The following is a 19,627-nucleotide window of genomic DNA, read 5'->3' as shown; positions in this document are numbered from 1 at the left end:
CGCTTAACTCACGGCTCGGTCGCTGAATTCCGGCAACAGCCGGTTGCGCATCCGGTCAGGCAGTGAATAGCCGAAAATGCGTTTCAGCACGGTTGAATACTGTTTGGCGAAGGTGCCGGTGTTGTACGGAATACCGTGCTTTTCACACACCGCTTGAACCTTCTCCGAGATCTCGGGGTAGCGGTGGGCTGGCAGGTCCGGGAACACATGGTGTTCAATCTGATAGCTCAGATGGCCGCTCAGCAGGTGCACCCACTTACTGCCGGTAAAGTTGCTGGAGCCTGTCAGTTGGCGGAGGTACCAGTGCCCCTTGCTTTCTCCTTCGCACTCTTCTTCGGTGAACGTCTCCGCATCCTGGGTAAAGTGGCCACAGAAAATGACCGTAGACGACCACAGGTTACGGATCAGGTTGGCGCCAATGTTGCCCGCCAGCACCACCGGGGCAACCGGAAAGGTAATCAGCGGGAAGAACACATAGTCCTTGAAGGCCTGACGGCCACCCTTGCGGAAGAAATCCTTCAGGAACGGAGTCTTTTCCCGTACTGAAATTTCCCGGCGGCGGATTCGTTCAGACTCCAGCTCATGCAGCCCGACGCCCCACTGGAAGAACACGCTCAGCAGAATGTAGTTGATGAACTGCAGGGTGTGGGCCGGCTTCCATTTGTCGTCGTCGCTCAGGCGGAGCAGGGCGTAGCCGTAGTCCCGGTCCTTGCCGATGATATTGGTGTAGGTGTGGTGCTCGTAGTTATGGGTGCGGCGCCAGGAATCGCCAGTGCAAACCGTATCCCATTCATAGGTCTGCGAGTGGAGTGACGGGTCGTTCATCCAGTCGTATTGGCCGTGCATGACGTTGTGGCCGATCTCCATGTTTTCGATAATCTTGGAGATACCCAGTGCCGTGGTGGCCGCCAGAAACACCGGCGGGATAAACCCGAAGGGCATCAGCACCCGGCCACCGATTTCCAGGGATCGGTGAAGCCGAACGATCCTGCGGATGTAACGGGCATCCCGTTCGCCGAGATCGGAAATCACTTGGTCACGAATGGCGTCCAGGTCGTTTTCAAGCTCTTTCAGTTGTGTTTCGTTCATCGTCTTCATGGTGACTCCTTGCAGAATGGTCGAACCATGTCTGCCAATAATGGGTTCAGGCGTTGTGGTGCGGCCGGTCAGAGTTCAACAGTCACCGGCCCGCTCGGAACAGACACACAAAGCTGAATGGTTTCCTCGCCCGGGCCGGATGCTTTCCCGGTCAGGCGGTTGATCACGGTGCCGCTGGTTTTGCGGCAACTGCACTGGTGGCAGATGCCCATGCGGCAGCCGTAGCGTGGTGACAGTTTCGCGGCCTCGGCAATCTCCAGCAGCACCGCATCGCCTTCGGACGAGACATCCAGGTTGCTGCGTTGGAAATGCACCGCTCCTCCGAGGGTCTCGGTGTCGAGATTTGCGGACGGTGCCGAGAAAAAAGTGCTGTGAATGCGGTCTTCGCCAATGCCCCTTCGATAAAGGAGGTCGTTGGCCAGATCCATAAGCCCTTTCGGCCCGCAGAGATAGCACCGCCGGGCCGTAATGCCAGGAACTTCATCCAGATGTTGCTCGCCGAGGAACTGAGGCGGATTGGTATCGCTGGTGGCAAACACCTTCAGGGTGAACGCCGGCCAGCGACTGGCCAGCGCGTGCAGCTTTTCCGCAGCAATCACATCGGCCTGGGTGCGCACGAAATACAGCAGGGTCACCGGCGCCCGGTAGTCTGATGCCGCCATGGTTTCCAGCTGGCTCAGCACCGGGGTGATACCGCTGCCACCAGCGATGTACAGGGCTGGCTCCTGCGGATCGGGAATCCGGAAGTCGCCGAACGCCTCGCCCAGGCCGATGACAGCGCCTGGCTCCAGGTGGTCGTGCATCCAGTTGGTCACCAGGCCACCGGGAAGCCGTTTAATGGTCAGGGTGACGGTGCCGTCAGCGCGCCATTGAATGGGCGAACTGGACAGGCTGAAGGTTCGGTTGCGACGCACACCGTCAACATCGATGCCAATATTGACGTGCTGGCCGGCGGCAAAGCCTTTCCAGCGCCCGGCCGGCGCCAGGACAAAGGTTTTGGTGTCAGCGGTTTCGTTGTAGATGGCCTTCACCCTGGCCGGCGTATATTGCCGTACCCACATTGGGTTGATGCGCTCCAGCAGGGGATCAAAAAAGGCAGCCGGGTCGTCCCGGTTAAAAAGCTGCCTGCCCAGCCAGTGCAGGGTCGGTGACTTTTCCAGTACAGATATCATGATTGCTCTCCTTTGTACTGATGTGTACAAGTGTTCACTAATGTGTACGACTGTACACACCGAAGTGTTGGGCGGCAATCAAGTCATTAACATTGTCCTCTAATGACAAGTTCGGGTTATTTTTAGTGTGGGCCTGTGTACACTTGTTGGCTTGTGACCAACTGATGGGCTAGTTCCAGGCGATGGCAGAAAAACAACGACGTAAGCCGGGTGAAACCCGCGAGAAACTGATGAACGCGGCATTGGCCCTGGTGGGAAAGGGGCGGCACTTTGCCAGCCTGGGCATCCGCGAAGTCACCCGGCAGGCAGGCGTGGTGCCGACGTCGTTTTACCGGCATTTCCGCAACATGGATGACCTTGGGCTGCAGTTGGTGGACGAACTGGGGCTGGTGCTTCGACGGATGATGCGCGAGGCGCGGGCGAACGTATTGCAGGCGGACAAACTGATCGACGAATCAGTCGGTATTTTTATCTCCCATGCCCGCAATAATCGCAGTTTTTTCATGTTTATGGCCCAGGGGCTGGCGGGGGAGAGCCGGGCGGTACAGGAAGGCATCCGCAGCGAAATGCGTTATTTTGCCAGCGAGTTGGCCAACGACTTACGTCGATTGAAGCTGGTCGACCACCTGAGCGACGCCGATCTGGATATGACCTGTGAGCTGGTGGTGCGCAGTGTGGCCTTCAGCCTGACGGACATCCTGGGGATTTCTCCCGACGACAACTATCAGGAAGAACAGGTACGGCAGCGAACCGCACGCTTTCTACAACTGATATTTGTGGGCGCAGCCAACTGGAAGAGTCAGTCCTGAAGGTCGACCATTACTCGCGGAAACTGGCATCAATGCGGTCGAGCTTGCGTAGCAGGCCCGGCCAGGCCAGCTTGCCGCCCAGGCCTTTGGTCACCTGATCCGCCTGTTGCCGGATGGTATCCACAATGCCGGCAGGAATCGGCGTCAGCGGGCGATCGCCCGACAGTGCCCTGATCTGAATCTGACAGGACGTTTGCAGTATGTACATGGCCAGGAAGGCATCGGGAATACTGGTGCCGGTGGTGAGCAGGCCGTGGTTGCGAAGAATCATGAAATTGGTATTGCCGAGATCCTTTTGCAGGCGGGCCTTCTCGTCTTCCCTTAGCGCCACACCTTCATAGTCGTGATACGACAGGCTCGCCAGTGCAAACAGGCTCTGCTGGGATAGCGGCAGCAGGCCCTCCTGTTGGGCGGATACAGCAATACCGTCGGTGGTATGCAAATGCATGACGCAGGCGGCATCGTCCCTGACCTGGTGGATCGCGCTATGGATGGTAAAACCCGCGGGATTGATATCGAAGTCGTCGGGGTTGATCTTGTTGGCGTCCTGATCCACTCGCACCAGGCTGGAGGCTGTCATTTCCTCGAACATCATACCGTATGGATTAATAAGAAAATGGTGCTCGTCACCGGGTATCCGTGCGGAGATGTGGGTGAATACCAGATCGTCCCAGCCGTACAGGGCGACCAGACGATAGGCCGCGGCGAGGTCGACTCGGAGCTGCCATTCTTCCTTGCTGACTTGATCTCTTTTTGACGGAATTGAAAGTTGTTCGGACATGGCTCTGGCTCCCGTTCTCAGGTGTTGCGCTACTTTTTGTTGGAGGCGGCGACCTTTCTGCGGACGGATTTTTGAGTGGCGGTATCGGGTGGAAGAACAAGCATTTCCAGTTCATCCAAAGCTTCACCGGTGTAGACCGCCAGCTTCTGCATACTGGGCAACGTATCGCGGCAGCCCGTGAAACCGAAGTTGAGCGAGCCGGCGTAGCTCAGGCAAGTAATGTTGAGCGCACCGCCGTGGGCAATGAGCGAAACCGGGTACATCGCCTCCAGTCGTGCTCCTTCATAGTAAAGGGTTTCCCCTGGCCCTGGCACATTGGAAATCGTCACGTTGAACACCGGGCGCATTCGCCCGCCCAGGCCTGACATCAACTGCAGGATGTAGGGCGACATCAGCAGCATGGTGTATTGGGTCAGGGCTTTACGCGGCAGTTTCTGAAGGTGCTGCTTGGCCCTGCGGGTAGAGTGTTTGATGTTCTTCAGCCGCTCGAGGGGGTCGGCTTCGTCGGTCGCCAGTGAGGCAATCATGAAGCTGATCTGGGTACCCGTGCCCTGGTCATCGGAGGGGCGGATATTCACCGGAATTCCGGCGGTGAGTGGCGTATCCGGCAAACCATCCTGTTCAACAAGAAAGCGGCGCAGGGCAGTGCCACAGAGGTAGAGCACAATGTCGTTCAGGGAGCCGTTGGACGCCTGGGCGACCTTTTTGATTCGCTCAAGCTGGTAGTGCTGGGTGGCAAACCGCCGCTGACCGGTGACGCGGTGATTGAGGGCGGAAACCGGGCCGGCAAAGGGCGCGGTCAACCCCTCTTCCGGGTGCCGTGCGGACTGGATCAGGCGGTTCATCGCATTCCAGAGCCTCGGCGCCATGTCGGCCTGAATCCTCAGGGCTTCCATGGCCTGGGACAGGGCGGCCGAAATACTGGCTTCGGAATCTGTCTTGCTGCCCCGTGTACGTTCCGGGCGTACCGACCATGGCGGCAGCATATTAACCTCACCGGGGTCCTTGCTGAGCACCCGCTGCATCAGCCGCACACCGCTGATGCCATCAATCATGGAGTGATGCATCTTGGTATAGAGGGCAAAACGGTTGTTCTCCAAACCCTCGATGATGTGGCATTCCCACAGTGGGCGGGAAAAATCCAGCGGGTTGGAATGCAGCCTGGATACCAGGATGCCAAGTTCCCGTTCACTACCGGGGCGCGGCAACGCCGAGTGTCGAACGTGGTAGTCGAGATCCAGCTTCTTGTCGACCTTCCAGGACGGGGCGACCAGGCGGCCCAGGAACCCCGAAAAGGCGAGCTTGTAGCACCAGGGCGGCGCTACATCGGCATCCGCTTTCATGCGGGCGAGCATGTCTCTTAGAAACGTCTCCGGAGCATCTTCCGGTAGTGAAAAAATCTGCAGGTTGCCGACGTGCATCGGGGTGTCTTCCGATTCCACCGCCAACCAGGAAGCGTCCAGTGTGCCCAGGCGTTTCATTGATCGTCCTCTTGCTTTATGAAGCTGCCAAACTGCACTGAATCTGATGCGTTTGGATTCGTATAGTTGTTGTTCGAAAGTATACGCAACAACCGGGACAATCACACGAACTGGCACGCTGAAAGGTTCAGCTTTTTGCGTGTAATCCCATTCCTGTTCTTCCCGCGATTACATGTTGTTGCGAATCCATATTCACTCTTTTCTGGTGGCTTATGCTATTTTCACTAGCTGGCTAATCTAATCACAACAAGAATTCCTGGAGGCACTGTGGAATCGAGTCCGCTGATCTCTGCGGGGCTGCCGATTGCCCTGTTTATCATCATGATCGGTATAGGTATGACCTTGACGGTCAGGGACTTCCGCCAAGTGGCGGTGTATCCGAAAGGTATGGTGGTGGGCACGGTGGCCCAGATACTGCTCATGCCCCTGGTGGCCTTTGCCATTGCCTCCTTGCTGAATCTCTCATCGGCGATTGCCGTGGGCCTGGTGATCATTGCGGCCTGCCCGGGCGGCACCACTTCTAATCTGTTTGTGTTGCTGTCGCGGGGGAACATTGCCCTGTCGATTGTGCTGACGGTCACGGCCAGTCTTATAACCATCATTACACTGCCTTTGTTCACCAACTATGCGCTTCAGCTATACGCTGGAACGGAGGAGTCCATCACGCTGCCAGTGGGAAGAACGGTGGGTATGCTGGTGGGCATCGTCCTGTTCCCGGTGGCGATTGGAATGGTTTTTCGTACCCGGGCGCCTGAGCTTTCCCGGCGGGCGGAAAGCGCCGTCAGCGTGTTCGGGGGCGTGGTCCTGGCGCTACTGGTAGTAGGTCTGGTCTGGGGGGTGCGTGACCAGATCTGGGACCTGCTGAAACAGGCCGGTCCGGCAACGCTCCTGTTGAACATAGCCGGTATTTTCCTGGGGCTTCTGGCAGGTCGCGCTGTTGGTCTGACCCAGCGCGAATCCATTGCGGTTGCGGTGGAGCTCGGTATCAAGAACAGCACTATTGCCCTGCTGGTGACGCTGACGTTGCTGGAGTCCAGTACCATGTCCATTCCGGCAGCCGTATACGGTGTGCTGATGTTTCCGATCGGGTTTCTGCTGGCGGCCTACAGCAGAAAGATTATTCCCGCCACGACGATCACCCAGCCGCTTCCCGAGACCAAGGCCGGCTAGGCACATGGACGGTTAATGGCTATGCTCCTGACTTGGGCCGTTTTTCTGTCGGGAGCTGCAGTCATGAACTTTCTCAACGGAATAACCCTACTGCTGGTGTATCAGTTGGTTGGGGAAATCACCGTGCGTCTTCTCGGGGTGCCCATTCCAGGGCCTGTGCTCGGCATGGTGATGCTGTTTCTGACCCTGATGATACGAGGCAAAACGCCGGAACCACTGGAGAACGCTTCCAGCGCCTTGCTCAGCCATCTGTCGCTACTGTTCGTGCCGGCCGGTGTTGGCATGATGAGTCATTTTGGCCGGATTGCGGATGAGTGGCTGCCGATCACGCTGGCTCTTTTTCTCTCCACTATTATCACCATGGTCGCCACCGCCGGCATTATGCAGGTAACCTCGCGATGGTTTGCCCGACCCGAAAATGCGGGAGGGCAGCAGGATGAATGAGCCGGCCATTCGTGATATCTGGGTTTATCTTTCGACGTCGCCGTTGCTTGGACTGACCATCACGCTGGTGGCCTATGGCCTTGCCTACCGGCTCTATCTCAAGTCCAACTCCAGCCCCCTGGCCAATCCGGTGGTTACCTCAGTGGCAATGCTGATTGCCCTGTTGATGCTCACTGGTACCTCCTACGAGGAGTACTTCGAAGGCGGGCAGTTCGTTCACTTTCTGTTGGGGCCTGCCACGGTGGCGCTGGCGGTGCCCCTTTACCAGCAGTTTTCCCGGTTGCGCCAACTCTGGCTGCCGGTATCCATTTCCCTGGTGTGTGGTGTGGTGATTGCAGCGGGCAGTTCCATCGGGCTTGCCTGGCTGCTTGGCGGTTCCGCGGAAATCCAGATGTCCCTGGCGCCCAAATCCGCCACGGCGCCGGTTGCCATGGGTATTTCCGAAACCATTGGTGGCATCCCTTCACTGACCGCCGTTCTGGTGGTGGCTACCGGCATCGTCGGTGCCGTTCTCGGTACCAAACTGTTTGAATGGATGCGCATCACCGACGACAGTGTGAAAGGTATTGCCATGGGCGTTGCGGCCCATGGTATCGGCACGGCGCGGGCGTTTCAGGTCAGCTCCCAGATGGGCGCTTTTTCGGGGTTGGCCATGGCGCTGTCGGCGTTTTCGACGGCATTGATTGTGCCCTGGTTGGTGGATTTACTCGGCATTTAACCCGGCAGCAGGAGGTAAGGTGGTTGTTCCCAGGAAGTTGATTGCGGTCTTTTCAGCGCTGATATTCGCTGGCACAGGGGGCACCGCCAATGCGCAGCAAAGTGTGGAGTCGCAAGACAACGTCATCACGGTGACCTCGCCCCGTCTTGAGAGAGATCTCTACGAAACCCCTGCTGCGGTTTCCGTGACTGACGCACCGGATATCCAGGAGGGGCAGCAGAGGCTCCAACTGGACGAGTCGCTGGATACCGTCCCCGGGCTGTTCTTCCAGAACCGTTACAATTTCGCCCAGAATCTGCGGCTGTCCACCCGTGGTTTTGGTGCGAGGGCGCCATTCGGCATTCGCGGCATTCGCATTCAGGTGGACGGTATCCCATACACGTTGCCCGATGGGCAGTCTCAGATTGACGCGGTGGACCTGGACTCGGCGCAGCGTATTGAAGTGATTCGCGGGCCGTCGTCGGTTCAGTACGGTAACGCCTCGGGCGGGGTGATCGACATTACCACCGCCCGTGGAGACGAACGGCCGCCGGGCGCACGCCTGCGTCAGGATGTGGGGAGTAATGATTACTACAAGACCACGTTTCAGGCCAACGGAAGTGAGGGTGCTACCAGTGGCATTGCAACGCTGTCCTGGCTCAACTACAACGGCTACCGCGACCAGAGCCAGGTTGAGAAAGGTCTTTTCAATGGGCGTGTGTCCCACGATTGGGGAGCAGGGCAGCGTTTAACGGCCACCCTCAATGCTCTGCACACGCCGAAAGCGGAAGACCCTGCCGGTCTGACGGCAAGCCAGGTGGAACAGGATCGCCGTCAGGCGACAGCCAATGCCGAACGGCTTGACGCTGGCCAGGACGTTGACCAGCAGACGTTGGGATTGCTGTATGAAACTGCCGAAATAGGCCCCGGAGACCTGACCGTCAGCACCTTTTTCACGCGTCGTGATTTTGCCCAGCAATTGCCGTTTCCCGGGCCCAGCCTGATTGCCTATGACCGGCAGTTTTATGGGGTCAGCACGGATTATCAGCAGGGCAGCGACGTGGCGGGCCTGCCACTGACCTGGGTGGTGGGCGTCGACCTCCATCGGCAGGTTGATGAGCGCCGGCGCTATTCGGTGTCGTTTAACGGTGATGTCACCGGACAAACCCAGGACGAAACCCAGAACGCCACGACTGCAGCAGTGTTTGCCCAGGGTGACCTGGCATTCACCGAGCGCCTTAACTTGTCGCTGGACACCCGGTTTGACCGCCTGCGGTTGTCGGTGGATGACCACAGGGCCAGCGATGGAGATGACTCCGGCAGCCGTACCTATCGGGAATTCAGTGGCTTTGCCGGTGTCAGCTATCGATTGGCGCCCCGCCAGCAATTCTACGCAACGGTGGGCACAGCCTTTGAAGCGCCCACCTTCACGGAATTTGCCAACCCCGATGGCAGTGGGGGCTTCAATCCAGACATCGAGCCCCAGCAGGCGCTTAACCGGGAAGTCGGTATACGCGGCAGCCTGGGGCAGGGGATCCGTTATGACCTGGCGCTGTTCTCCATCCGGGTGGACGACGAAATCCTGCCCTACGAGATCAACAACCGAACCTTCTACGAAAACGCCGGTCGCACACAGCGGAACGGGGCCGAGCTTGGCCTACAGTGGGACATTTCTTACACTTGGCGGATAACCAGTGCCGTGACCCTGGCGGATTACACGCTCAAGGACTTTACCGACGAACAGGGTAATGACGCTGATGGCAATCGCCTGCCGGGGTTGCCGCAGGAACAATGGGTCACGGAAGTGGAATGGCGCGGTGACGGACAGCGGTTTGCTGCGCTGGAATGGCAATATGTTGGTGACCTGTACGCCGAGAACAGCAACCAGACCAAGGTGAACGATTACTGGCTGCTGGGGATTCGGGCCGGTGATGCCGTTCGCGTGGGCGGCCAGAGGTTCAGAGTCTACGGCGGTATCCGCAATCTTCTGGATGAAGACTATTTCAGCAATATCCGTATCAACGCCAACGCGGACAGGCCTATCGAAGACCGTGGATACTATGAGCCCGCGCCCGGCAGAACCTTCTATGCCGGGCTGGAGTGGGCGTTTTGATGATCAGTCGTTGCGTTCAATCCGCGTCATCCGGCTCCCGATCCGGGCAGTGGGATTCTTCCATGACCACACCGTTATCGACGCTTTCCAGGTGCACATCAAAGCCCCACAATCGATGCACGTGGCGAAGAACCTCGTCGGTATCGTCACCCAGTGGAACCCGGTCCACCGGAATGTGCCGCAGGGTCAGTGAGCGATCCCCTCTGACATCCACGTTCCAGACCTGGATGTTGGGTTCGCGGTAGCTCAGGTTGTATTGCCGTGCCAGCTTTTCCCGAAGGCTGCGATAGCCGGGGTCATCGTGGATGGCGGTGATCCGGTAGACGTCTTCCTCGTCATCGTTTTGAATGGCAAAAAGCTTCAGATCCCTCATCATTTTTGGGGACAGAAACTGCTGGATAAAGCTCTCGTCCTTGAAATTCTTCATGGCGAAATGCAGGGTTTCCAGCCAATCGGAACCTGCAAAGTCCGGAAACCATTCGCGGTCTTCGTCGGTGGGGTTCTCGCAGATCCGACGCAGGTCGGTGAACATCGAAAAACCCAGAGTGTAGGGGTTGATGCCAGAATACCATGGGCTGTCAAAAGGTGGCTGGTACACGACCGCCGTATGACTTTGCAGGAACTCCATCATAAAACCGTCGTTCACCAGGCCTTTGTCGTACATTCGGTGCAGCAGGGTGTAATGCCAGAAAGTGGCCCAGCCTTCGTTCATGACCTGGGTCTGGCGTTGGGGGTAGAAGTATTGACCCAGCTTGCGAACGATACGGATGATTTCTCGCTGCCAGGTTTCCAGCAGTGGCGCGTTCTTCTCGATGAAGTAGAGGATGTTTTCCTGGGGTTCTTCGGGGTAGCGCTTCTTGCGACTCACTGGGTCGTCGTCTTCGCCCATTCTTGGGATGGTGCGCCAGAGATCGTTGAGTCGGCGCTGCTGGTATTCCTCACGCTCCTTTTGCCGGCGCAGTTCTTCTGCGGCGGAGATTGGCGCAGGGCGCTTGTAGCGGTCAACGCCGTAATTCATGAGGGCGTGGCAGGAATCCAGAATTTCTTCCACCGCGTCCAGGCCATAGCGTTCTTCGCACTCGGCCACGTAGTTCCGGGCGAAGACCAGATAATCAATGATGGCGCTGGCATCGGTCCAGGTGCGGAACAGGTAGTTGCCCTTGAAGAACGAGTTGTGGCCATAGGAAGCGTGGGCAATTACCAACGCCTGCATGGGCAGGGTGTTCTCCTCCATCAGATAAGCAATGCAGGGATCGGAGTTGATCACAATCTCATAGGCAAGCCCCATCTGCCCCCGCTGATAACCTTTCGAGGTAGACAGGAACTGTTTGCCGAAGGACCAGTGGTGGTAGCCCACCGGCATGCCGACAGAACTGTAGGCGTCCATCATCTGTTCAGCGCTGATCACTTCCACTTGGTTGGGGTAGGTGTCCAGCCCGAACTCCGCTGCACACTTGGCAATCTCCTCATCGTATTTCTCAATCAGCGGAAAGGTCCATTCAGAACTGGTGGAAATCGGTTCCCGAACGGTCGGCTCGTTGGGTTTGTCGATAATGTCAGTCATGCGGCTTTCCTCTCGAATAACTGGCGGAAGACCGGATAAATTTCGCCTGGGTCGGCGATCTGCTGCAGGGCGAAGCTCTGGGGGAATCGCTCCTGGATCTTCTCGTATTCGTACCACAGCATCTGGTGATCCTGGGGCGTGATTTCCACATAGGCATAGTATTGCACCAGTGGCAGGACGCTGTCGGCCAGCAACTTGCTGCAGATGGGAGAGTCATCGTTCCAGTTGTCGCCGTCCGAGGCCTGGGCGGCGTAAATGTTCCATTCCGCCGGGGAATACCGGGACTCAATGATTTTGTGCATCAGTTTCAGGGCACTGGAGACGATCGTGCCGCCGGTTTCCCGTGAATAGAAGAACTCTTCTTCGTCCACTTCCTTGGCGCTGGTGTGGTGGCGGATGAAGACCACTTCAATCTTCTTGTAGTTCTTCTTCAGGAACAGATACAGCAGGATGAAGAAACGTTTGGCGATGTCCTTGTGCATCTGGGTCATCGACCCGGATACGTCCATCAGGCAGAACATCACGGCACTGGTGGCTGGCTGGGGCTTTTTTACGTGTTGGCGGTACCGCAGGTCAATCTCGTCAATGAACGGGATGCGCCGGACATTGGCCTTGAGATCAGCAATCTCATCCTCCAGGGCTTTGATCTGGTCCTCGTGGCTGAAGGCCGGGTCCAGGTCCTCCGGCGCGCTTTTCAGTGCGGCCAGCTCTTCCTCCATTCTGCGGATTTTCTTGCGGCGTGCACCGCCGAGCCCAAGTCGGCGGGCGTGGGCGCCCCGTAGCGAGCGAACCACGTCCAGCTTGGCGGGGATGCCCTGGGTTGAAAATCCGGAGCGGACATACTTGAACGCCTCGGTATCCTTCAGCTTCTTGCGGGCCAGGTTGGGAAGCTCCAGGTCATCAAACAGGAAGTCCAGAAACTCTTCCTGAGTGATCTGGAAAGCAAATTCATCCATGCCTTCGCCGTCCGGGCTGGCCTGGCCCTGGCCTTGCCCCTGACCTCCGCCACCCGGGGGCTTGGGCAGGGTATCACCGGTAACGAACTCCTTGTTGCCCGGGTGGACCATTTCCCGTTTGCCGCCCTGGCCATGATGGAAAATCGGTTCGTCAGTATCCCGGGAGGGAATACTGACATTCTCGCCACGCTCAATATCCGTAATGGAGCGCCGGTGAACCGCGTCCGCCACTGCCTTTTTGATGTGATGGCGATAGCGGCGCAGGAAACGTTCCCGGTTTACCGCGCTCTTGTTTCTGCCGTTCAGTCGCCGGTCGACTACGTGGGTCATACCCATAGTTTCACTCCAGTTCAGCGTATGAGGGCTGACTTATTGAGACTTACGAACCCGCAGGTACCATTCCGCAAGGAGGCGGACCTGTTTCTCCGTGTAGCCTCGATCGACCATACGTTCGACGAACTGCTTGTGCTTGTTCTGATCCTCCTGGCTGGCCTTCGGATTGAAGGATATAACCGGCAGCAGGTCCTCGGTATTGGAGAACATTTTCTTCTCGATCACGCTGCGCAGTTTTTCGTAGCTGAGCCAGGACGGGTTGCGACCCTGGTTGTTCGCCCGTGCCCGCAACACGAAATTGACCACCTCGTTGCGGAAGTCTTTCGGGTTGCTGATGCCGGCCGGCTTCTCGATTTTCTCCAGTTCGTCGTTAATGGACGAGCGGTCGAGAATTTCCCCGGTTTCCGGGTCACGGTATTCCTGATCCTGAATCCAGAAGTCGGCATAGGTGACGTAGCGATCGAACAGGTTCTGGCCGTATTCGCTGTAGCTTTCGAGGTAAGCCGTCTGGATTTCCTTGCCAATAAACTCAACGTAGTGAGGCGCCAGGAACTCCTTGATAAACCGCAGGTAGCGGTCGTGGGTTTCGGCCTGGAATTGCTCCTGCTCAATCTGTTTTTCCAGTACATAGAGCAGATGAACCGGGTTAGCAGCTACCTCCGTGGTGTCAAAGTTGAAGACCTTGGAGAGAATCTTGAATGCGAAACGCGTGGACAGCCCGTCCATGCCCTCATTTACGCCGGCTGAATCCCGGTATTCCTGAATCGATTTGGCTTTGGGGTCGGTATCTTTGATGTTCTGACCGTCGTAAACCCGCATCTTGGAGAAGATACTGGAGTTTTCCGGCTCTTTTACGCGCGATAAGATGGAGAACTGCGCAAGCATATCCAGGGTATCCGGAGCGCAGGGAGCGCCAGACAGGGAGCTGTCACGCAGCAGCTTGCGATAGATATCAATTTCTTCGGTGACACGTACGCAATAGGGCACCTTGACGATATACACCCGATCAAGGAAGGCCTCATTGTGCTTGTTGTTACGGAAGGTCTGCCACTCGGACTCGTTGGAGTGGGCCAGGATAATACCGTCGAACGGCACGGAACCCATGCCTTCGGTGGTGTTGTAGTTGCCTTCCTGAGTGGCGGTCAGCAACGGATGCAGCACCTTGATAGGCGCCTTGAACATCTCCACGAATTCCATCAGGCCCTGATTGGCTTTGCACAAGCCGCCGCTGAAACTGTAGGCGTCCGGGTCGTCCTGGGAAAAATCCTCCAGCATGCGAATGTTGACTTTGCCCACCAGCGCGGAGATGTCCTGGTTGTTATCATCACCCGGCTCGGTTTTGGACACACCCACCTGATCCAGAACCGACGGGTACATCTTCACCACACGGAATTGACTGATGTCACCGCCGTATTCGTGCAGGCGTTTTACCGCCCAGGGCGACATAATGGATTTGAGGTAGCGGGGCGGGATGCCGTATTCCTCTTCCAGAATACCGGCGTCCTCGGCCGGATCGAACAGGCCTAATGGCGACTCGTTGACTGGTGAGCCCTTGATCGCATAGAAGGGCACTTTCTGCATCAGTGACTTGAGCTTTTCAGCAAGTGAGGACTTACCGCCCCCGACGGGGCCAAGCAGGTAAAGGATCTGTTTCTTCTCTTCCAGGCCCTGGGCGGCGTGGCGGAAGAAGGAGACAATGTTTTCCACGGCCTCTTCCATGCCATAGAACTCGGAGAATTCCGGGTAACGTTTGATCACCTTGTTGGAAAAGATACGTGACAGCCGGGAGTCACGGGAGGTGTCGATATTTTCCGGCTCGCCAATGGCCATTAACATCCTTTCTGCGGCAGTGGCGTATGCCGCCGGGTCCTTTTTGCAGATCTCCAGGTATTCCTCAAGAGTGTATTCTTCTTCCTGAGTTGCTTCATACCGGTCTTTGAAATGCTGCATTATGCTCATAGATGGCCCCTCGCTTGCTTTCTTGCCATGAAAAAACGGCTTCTAGTTCACACAGTATCCCCGTTGCTGATGGTGCCGCCGCCCCAGGCGGTCATTATGGTTATGGATGGAAGTGTAGGGAGTAACAGACCGATTTACGCTGACGCGTTTATGTCGGTCTGGTTACTGTGAGCTTAGTTCAAGCTTCGGGAGTTGGACAGCGGTAAAAGCGTTAAGGTTCATTAAATTGTGTATCAGCGCTTTCTGAGACGGAACACGCTCTCCGTCGCGCCAGCAAGCCCTTTACGCTTGGTAAAAGGGTGATCTTTTGCCAGTGTATTGGTGAGTATATGTTCGATCTCGTAATCAGCGGAGTATAGTTTCAGTACTTCTTCATCACTGACATTGAAAGGCGGGCCCTTGATGTCTGTCTCGTAGTCCAGGGTGATCAGAAATAGACGGGTGTCATCCGGAATCACGGCGGTCAGGTGGTCGATATAATCCTGGCGCATGTGGGGCGGCAGTGCGATCAGGGCGGCGCGGTCATAGACCAATCTGACGTGTTTCAGATCTTCCGGCACCAACTGGAAAAAGTCACCACACCAGAGCTCCAGGTCGTCGTGGGCGAATTTGGTGAAGGGCTCACCCGGATGAACCCTGGCTTTCTCCTGGCCTTCTTCAAAAAAGTCCTTGCAGGCAACATCGCTCAATTCCACACCGATGACAGCGTGGCCGCGGTCATGGAGCCACCACATGTCATGGGCCTTGCCGCACAGGGGAACGAACACGGCACCGGTGCCATTGCCGGCGAGTTCTGGCCAGTGGTCATGGAGGTATTGATTGACGGTGCCTTCGTGGAAGCCGATTTCTTTTTTGGCCCAGCGTTCGTGCCAGAACTGGTGTTCCATGGGTGTTCTCCTTTTCGCCAATTGGAGGTTTCATTCAGTCTAACTTAATCTTGGAGTTGTTGGATCGTCGAACACCTCACGATGAAGGATGAATGAATGAAAGCCGTATTTCTGGATGCAGACACCCTGGGCAATGATGTGGATCTCTCGCCGATTGAGGCCGTAACCGGTGAGATGGTGAAGCACCCTCAAACACCTCAGGAACAAGTACAGGATCGTATCCGTGGTTTCGATACGGTACTGGTCAACAAGGTGCTGCTGAAGCGCGAGCATTTTGAGGCCTGCCCGGAGCTAAAGACGATTGCGGTAGTGGCGACGGGGCTGAATAACATCGATAAGGAAGCGGCGAAAGACCACGACGTAACGGTACTGAACGTGACCAACTACGGCCGCTCCACCGTGGCGCAGCACACCATGGCCCTCATCCTCGCTCTGGCTACGCGGTTGGTGGATTACGACAAGGATGTACGGGCCGGGCGTTGGGGGCAAAGCCAGATGTTCTGCCTGATGGATCATCCGATCATGGAACTGGAAGGGCGCACGCTGGGGATCGTCGGCTATGGCGATCTGGGGCAGGGCGTTGTTGAACGTGCGAAGGCATTCGGGATGAATGTTGTGCTTGGCGCAAGGCCCGGCCAGGCAACTGGTGAGGTGGATGGTTATCGCCGGATGCCAATGGATGAGTTGTTACCGCAAGTGGATGTGTTGTCGATGCACTGTCTGTTGACCGAAGAAACCAGGCACATGATTGGCGCACGTGAGTTGGAAATGATGAAAAAGGACGCGTTATTGATTAACACCAGCCGCGGTGGCCTGGTGGACGAACAGGCACTTGCCGATGCCCTGAGGGCTGGGACGATTGGCGGTGCGGGCTTTGATGTGCTGACGGAGGAGCCGCCCCGCAATGGCAATCCGTTGCTGGCAAATGATATTCCCAACCTGATTGTGACGCCCCATTCGGCCTGGGCGAGTCGTGAAGCGCGGCAACGAATCGTCGATATTACGGCGCGTAATCTGTCTTCGTTGGTCTGATTTTCTGACGGTTTTCCCGGGTACGCCCCCTCACTCCCCCCTGAAAAGTTCGCAGCCGTATGACGCGGCTGTGGTTCTTCCCCGCCTAAACTCCCTGTGAAATGCCCCCGATAGGGGCATGCGTTTTCACCAACGCTCAAACAATAACAACAGGGCGATAACTATGATCAGACCTCTCCTGGCTCTTGTGCTTTCCTGTGTTTTCTTTTCCGCGCCGGCGTTCTCTTTTGAACGCGGAGAACTGCTTATCTGGATCAACTCCGACAAGGGGTATGAAGGGCTGGCTGAGGTTGGCCGGCGCTTCGAAGCCGAAACCGGCATTCCTGTGACCGTGGAGACGCCAGATGATCTCACCTCCGAGTACGACCATTACGGCTATTCCTCCAAGGCGCCCGATATCGTGATCTGGCCCCATGATCGTTTTGGAAGCTGGATCAATGAGGGCCACCTGCGCCCCATCGAGCCGTCCGAGCAGGTGCGTGAGGCTATTGCACCCTTTGCCTGGCAGGCGGTTTCCGTGGGCGATCGGGTGTATGGCTACCCAATCGCCATGGAAGTGGTCAGTCTGCTCTACAACAAGGATTTGGTCTCAACACCGCCCGCCACTCTGAAAGGCGTGAAAGCTGAGCATCAACGACTGAGCGCACAGGGTATTGAGGCCATCTCTTGGGACTACAGGAATGTGTATTTTTCCTGGCCAGTGTTCGCCGGATCCGGTGGGTACAGTTTCGGCCTGGAAAACCAGGTTTACGACCTCTCCGATGTTGGTGTGGACACAGATGGCGCTGTTGGTGCCGTGGCAGGCATAAAAGACTTGCTGGATTCCGGTGTGCTGTCGGCAGATGCGGATTACGGCACCATGATGGACGGCTTCAAGGCCGGTCAGACTGCGATGATCATTAACGGTCCCTGGGCCTGGAGTGAAATACGGGACGCTGGTATTAACGTGGGCATTGCCGACGTGCCCACTGTCAGCGGTGAACCTGGAAAACCCTTCGTGGGCGTACTGGCCGCTGGGATCAGCGCGGTGTCCACCAACCACGAACTGGCCCGTCAGTTCATGGAGGACTATCTGCTGACCGAATCCGGACTGCATGCCGTGAATGACGACAAGCCCCTTGGCGCCGTGGCCCATCTGGATGTGGTGAAAACCCTCAGCGAAGACCCTTTTATTGATCATACCTTCCGTTCCGCCAGTCGTGGGGAAATCATGCCCAACATTCCTGAGATGAAACGCTTCTGGGATCTGATGACCATCCGCTTTGACGGCATGCTGGCCGATGATTACCCCATAGCGTCCACGCTCAAAGAGGCTGCAGGGCGGCTTGAAAGGCTGGATGACATGCGGGGCTGGACACGCCGGCATTACGTTACGAACTGAGTGAGCTCGCTATGGCATTCCCCCGATTAGAATTGACCATCCGTTCCCGGGTGATCCTGGTGTTTACCCTACTGATTGGCCTGTCCGTTGCGTCATCGGCCCTGGTTTACCAGCGCATAGCCGGCATTGGTGACAGTGTCGATCAGCAGGCACGCGGCATCGCCGGCCAAATGGTTTCTATTGATGAGCAATCCGAACTCATTGACCAGCAAAGGGCGCTGGGCAAGCTGTCCGAGCGCGTTACGGTCGCCCAGCAACATATGGGTGCGATGCAGTATTGGTATTTCCACGCCGCGCTGAACGCGGATATGGAGTCCCTGGATAAGGCTCAGGCTGCCTCCGAACAGTTGGTGGACGAACTGGCTGCCATGGTGGCGGCCGATAGCAGCCTGCAGGCGGAGATCGCGGAAATGACAGAAACCGTGGAGCAGTACCGTACGCTCGGCGAAAAAATGTTCGAGTTCTTTGAAAAATCCATGATGCTGATGGGTCGTTCGATGGCGGAGGCCGCCCGGGAACAGGCCGTTAGTCTCACGGCTAGCCTCAACGATATCCGCAGCGGTTACCAGCAACGGGAGGCCGTACTCACTGGGGGCGTGTTGGAAGCCGGAGAGACAGTCAGGCGCGCCAGTGATCAGGTCGCCATAAGTGGCGGTGCTATTCGACACGAAATTGATCGGGCAGGATCGGTAAGCCTGACAATGGCTGGCGCGCTCGTTATCTCGGCATTGTTGCTGGGCACGCTGTTTCTGCGTTCACTGCTTCGCCCGGTGCGCAGGTTGGGGCAGCGCATTGGCGAAATACAGGCCGACAATGACCTGCGGGGCAGCCTCGAGTATCGCAAGAACGATGAATTAAGCGTGATCACCCGCGCTTTTGACCAGATGCTGGCGCGATTTGGCGGCCTGATCGGTCATGTCGCTGCCTCCACCAATGAATTGGGGGATATGGCGGCTCAGGGACGGGAAAGCAGTCAGAGTCTTGCCGACCAGGTTGGACGCCAGCAACAGGAAACCAGTCTGGTGGCGACAGCCGCAAACGAAGTTACGGCCACTGCGGAAGAAGTCCGGAAGAGTGCCAACCACGCGGCATGCCTTGCAGATGAAGTTGGCGGGTTGACGCACAGTGGCGGTCAATCTGCGGATGAAGCCGTTGCCGCCATGGCTCGGCTGGAAACACGAGTGGAAGCCGTGGCCGAAACTATCGCCGGGCTGGCCAGCCAAAGCCAGTCTATCGGCCAGGTCGTGGATGTAATCCGGGGTATTTCGGAGAAAACCAACCTGCTGGCATTGAACGCTGCCATTGAAGCGGCCAGGGCCGGTGAAATGGGCCGGGGGTTTGCCATTGTGGCCGACGAAGTCCGGGGCCTGGCCAGCCAGACGGCGAACTCGACCAGGCAGATAGACGATCTCGTGTCATCGTTGCAGGCACAGTCCCGTGATGCCGTCGAAGCGGTGGAGGCCGGACGGGAGGAGAGCCGTACAACCGTCCAGCGTATCCGGCAATGCAGCGAGAGCCTGGGGCTAATCGATGAGAAGGCGGGCGAGATGCGTTTGCTCAACCAACAGGTCGCCCAGGCTGCGGCTGAGCAGAGCGAGGCTGTCAGCAAAATCGACGAAAACCTGATCAACCTCAAGCGCCAGATTGAAGACATTTCAGACAATGCCCGCGATACCGGAAGCATGACCGATTCCCTCGCGTCACTGTGCGAAGTGCTGAGAGGAAATATCAGCCAGTTCCGATACTGAGC

The 19,627-nt window shown here is 57.1% G+C and carries 16 protein-coding genes; 8 read left to right on the top strand and 8 right to left on the bottom strand.

Annotated features, from left to right (window positions below):
- Nucleotides 1–3: 3 nt before the first annotated feature.
- Nucleotides 4–1,098 (bottom strand): fatty acid desaturase family protein, encoded by a 1,095-nt coding sequence (locus AC0B60_RS15070; RefSeq protein WP_465086674.1) that lies wholly within the window; start codon nucleotides 1,096–1,098, stop codon nucleotides 4–6.
- Nucleotides 1,099–1,166: 68 nt separating this feature from the next.
- Nucleotides 1,167–2,270 (bottom strand): ferredoxin reductase, encoded by a 1,104-nt coding sequence (locus AC0B60_RS15065; protein ID WP_465086673.1) that lies wholly within the window; start codon nucleotides 2,268–2,270, stop codon nucleotides 1,167–1,169.
- A gap of 182 nt (nucleotides 2,271–2,452) precedes the next feature.
- On the opposite strand from AC0B60_RS15065, the gene AC0B60_RS15060 reads away from it, so the two are divergent.
- Nucleotides 2,453–3,079: a TetR family transcriptional regulator gene (locus AC0B60_RS15060; protein ID WP_465086672.1), complete on the top strand. Its 627-nt coding sequence runs from the start codon at nucleotides 2,453–2,455 to the stop codon at nucleotides 3,077–3,079.
- Between the two features lie 10 nt (nucleotides 3,080–3,089).
- Here AC0B60_RS15060 and AC0B60_RS15055 read toward each other — a convergent pair whose 3' ends face one another.
- Entirely contained in the window at nucleotides 3,090–3,860 is a 771-nt protein-coding gene (locus tag AC0B60_RS15055; protein ID WP_465086670.1) for a class II aldolase/adducin family protein, read from the bottom strand.
- Nucleotides 3,861–3,889: 29 nt separating this feature from the next.
- Nucleotides 3,890–5,341, bottom strand: coding sequence for a WS/DGAT/MGAT family O-acyltransferase (locus AC0B60_RS15050; protein ID WP_465086669.1), 1,452 nt, complete (start codon nucleotides 5,339–5,341; stop codon nucleotides 3,890–3,892).
- Nucleotides 5,342–5,608: 267 nt separating this feature from the next.
- On the opposite strand from AC0B60_RS15050, the gene AC0B60_RS15045 reads away from it, so the two are divergent.
- The 4 genes from AC0B60_RS15045 (at nucleotide 5,609) to AC0B60_RS15030 (ending at nucleotide 9,765) form a co-directional block, all read left to right on the top strand.
- Nucleotides 5,609–6,511: a bile acid:sodium symporter family protein gene (locus AC0B60_RS15045; RefSeq protein WP_465086668.1), complete on the top strand. Its 903-nt coding sequence runs from the start codon at nucleotides 5,609–5,611 to the stop codon at nucleotides 6,509–6,511.
- A gap of 63 nt (nucleotides 6,512–6,574) precedes the next feature.
- On the top strand, nucleotides 6,575–6,955 hold the full coding sequence (locus AC0B60_RS15040; protein ID WP_465086667.1) for a CidA/LrgA family protein: 381 nt from the start codon (nucleotides 6,575–6,577) through the stop codon (nucleotides 6,953–6,955).
- Nucleotides 6,948–7,673 carry an LrgB family protein gene (locus AC0B60_RS15035; RefSeq protein ID WP_465086666.1) on the top strand — a complete coding sequence of 242 codons (726 nt, stop codon included), beginning with the start codon at nucleotides 6,948–6,950 and terminating at the stop codon, nucleotides 7,671–7,673. Before AC0B60_RS15040 ends, AC0B60_RS15035 begins: the two co-directional genes overlap by 8 nt.
- A gap of 19 nt (nucleotides 7,674–7,692) precedes the next feature.
- Nucleotides 7,693–9,765, top strand: coding sequence for a TonB-dependent receptor family protein (locus AC0B60_RS15030; protein WP_465086665.1), 2,073 nt, complete (start codon nucleotides 7,693–7,695; stop codon nucleotides 9,763–9,765).
- Between the two features lie 16 nt (nucleotides 9,766–9,781).
- Here the strand turns inward: AC0B60_RS15030 and AC0B60_RS15025 are convergent, their stop codons facing one another.
- The 4 genes from AC0B60_RS15025 to tmpT form a co-directional block, all read right to left on the bottom strand.
- Nucleotides 9,782–11,329, bottom strand: coding sequence for a SpoVR family protein (locus AC0B60_RS15025; protein ID WP_465086664.1), 1,548 nt, complete (start codon nucleotides 11,327–11,329; stop codon nucleotides 9,782–9,784).
- On the bottom strand, nucleotides 11,326–12,615 hold the full coding sequence (locus AC0B60_RS15020; RefSeq protein WP_465086838.1) for a YeaH/YhbH family protein: 1,290 nt from the start codon (nucleotides 12,613–12,615) through the stop codon (nucleotides 11,326–11,328). The genes AC0B60_RS15025 and AC0B60_RS15020 overlap by 4 nt, the downstream gene beginning before the upstream one ends.
- A 39-nt stretch (nucleotides 12,616–12,654) precedes the next feature.
- Nucleotides 12,655–14,577 (bottom strand): PrkA family serine protein kinase, encoded by a 1,923-nt coding sequence (locus AC0B60_RS15015; protein WP_465086662.1) that lies wholly within the window; start codon nucleotides 14,575–14,577, stop codon nucleotides 12,655–12,657.
- A gap of 233 nt (nucleotides 14,578–14,810) precedes the next feature.
- Nucleotides 14,811–15,464 (bottom strand): thiopurine S-methyltransferase, encoded by a 654-nt coding sequence (gene tmpT / locus AC0B60_RS15010; RefSeq protein ID WP_465086661.1) that lies wholly within the window; start codon nucleotides 15,462–15,464, stop codon nucleotides 14,811–14,813.
- 96 nt (nucleotides 15,465–15,560) lie between these two features.
- On the opposite strand from tmpT, the gene AC0B60_RS15005 reads away from it, so the two are divergent.
- From AC0B60_RS15005 to AC0B60_RS14995, 3 genes are all read left to right on the top strand, one after another.
- Entirely contained in the window at nucleotides 15,561–16,496 is a 936-nt protein-coding gene (locus AC0B60_RS15005) for a D-2-hydroxyacid dehydrogenase (protein WP_465086660.1), read from the top strand.
- Nucleotides 16,497–16,659: 163 nt separating this feature from the next.
- Nucleotides 16,660–17,877: a maltose/maltodextrin ABC transporter substrate-binding protein MalE gene (malE, locus tag AC0B60_RS15000; RefSeq protein ID WP_465086659.1), complete on the top strand. Its 1,218-nt coding sequence runs from the start codon at nucleotides 16,660–16,662 to the stop codon at nucleotides 17,875–17,877.
- Nucleotides 17,878–17,888: 11 nt separating this feature from the next.
- Nucleotides 17,889–19,625 (top strand): methyl-accepting chemotaxis protein, encoded by a 1,737-nt coding sequence (locus AC0B60_RS14995; protein ID WP_465086658.1) that lies wholly within the window; start codon nucleotides 17,889–17,891, stop codon nucleotides 19,623–19,625.
- Nucleotides 19,626–19,627: the final 2 nt, after the last annotated feature.

The sequence above is a fragment of the Marinobacter sp. V34 genome (assembly GCF_055524115.1).
Note: the sequence above shows the minus strand (reverse complement) of the source record. Positions and strands in the feature narration are given on the sequence as shown.

Bases quoted from the DNA above. Each gene is read 5' to 3' on its own strand.
- AC0B60_RS15020 (WP_465086838.1), bottom strand. From the start codon at position 12,615: ATGACCCACGTAGTCGACCGGCGACTGAACGGCAGAAACAAGAGCGCG.
- AC0B60_RS15015 (WP_465086662.1), bottom strand. From the start codon at position 14,577: ATGAGCATAATGCAGCATTTCAAAGACCGGTATGAAGCAACTCAGGAA.
- AC0B60_RS15055 (WP_465086670.1), bottom strand. From the start codon at position 3,860: ATGTCCGAACAACTTTCAATTCCGTCAAAAAGAGATCAAGTCAGCAAG.
- AC0B60_RS15040 (WP_465086667.1), top strand. From the start codon at position 6,575: ATGAACTTTCTCAACGGAATAACCCTACTGCTGGTGTATCAGTTGGTT.
- AC0B60_RS14995 (WP_465086658.1), top strand. From the start codon at position 17,889: ATGGCATTCCCCCGATTAGAATTGACCATCCGTTCCCGGGTGATCCTG.
- malE (WP_465086659.1), top strand. From the start codon at position 16,660: ATGATCAGACCTCTCCTGGCTCTTGTGCTTTCCTGTGTTTTCTTTTCC.
- AC0B60_RS15025 (WP_465086664.1), bottom strand. From the start codon at position 11,329: ATGACTGACATTATCGACAAACCCAACGAGCCGACCGTTCGGGAACCG.
- AC0B60_RS15035 (WP_465086666.1), top strand. From the start codon at position 6,948: ATGAATGAGCCGGCCATTCGTGATATCTGGGTTTATCTTTCGACGTCG.
- AC0B60_RS15070 (WP_465086674.1), bottom strand. From the start codon at position 1,098: ATGAAGACGATGAACGAAACACAACTGAAAGAGCTTGAAAACGACCTG.
- AC0B60_RS15060 (WP_465086672.1), top strand. From the start codon at position 2,453: ATGGCAGAAAAACAACGACGTAAGCCGGGTGAAACCCGCGAGAAACTG.
- AC0B60_RS15050 (WP_465086669.1), bottom strand. From the start codon at position 5,341: ATGAAACGCCTGGGCACACTGGACGCTTCCTGGTTGGCGGTGGAATCG.
- AC0B60_RS15065 (WP_465086673.1), bottom strand. From the start codon at position 2,270: ATGATATCTGTACTGGAAAAGTCACCGACCCTGCACTGGCTGGGCAGG.
- tmpT (WP_465086661.1), bottom strand. From the start codon at position 15,464: ATGGAACACCAGTTCTGGCACGAACGCTGGGCCAAAAAAGAAATCGGC.
- AC0B60_RS15005 (WP_465086660.1), top strand. From the start codon at position 15,561: ATGAAAGCCGTATTTCTGGATGCAGACACCCTGGGCAATGATGTGGAT.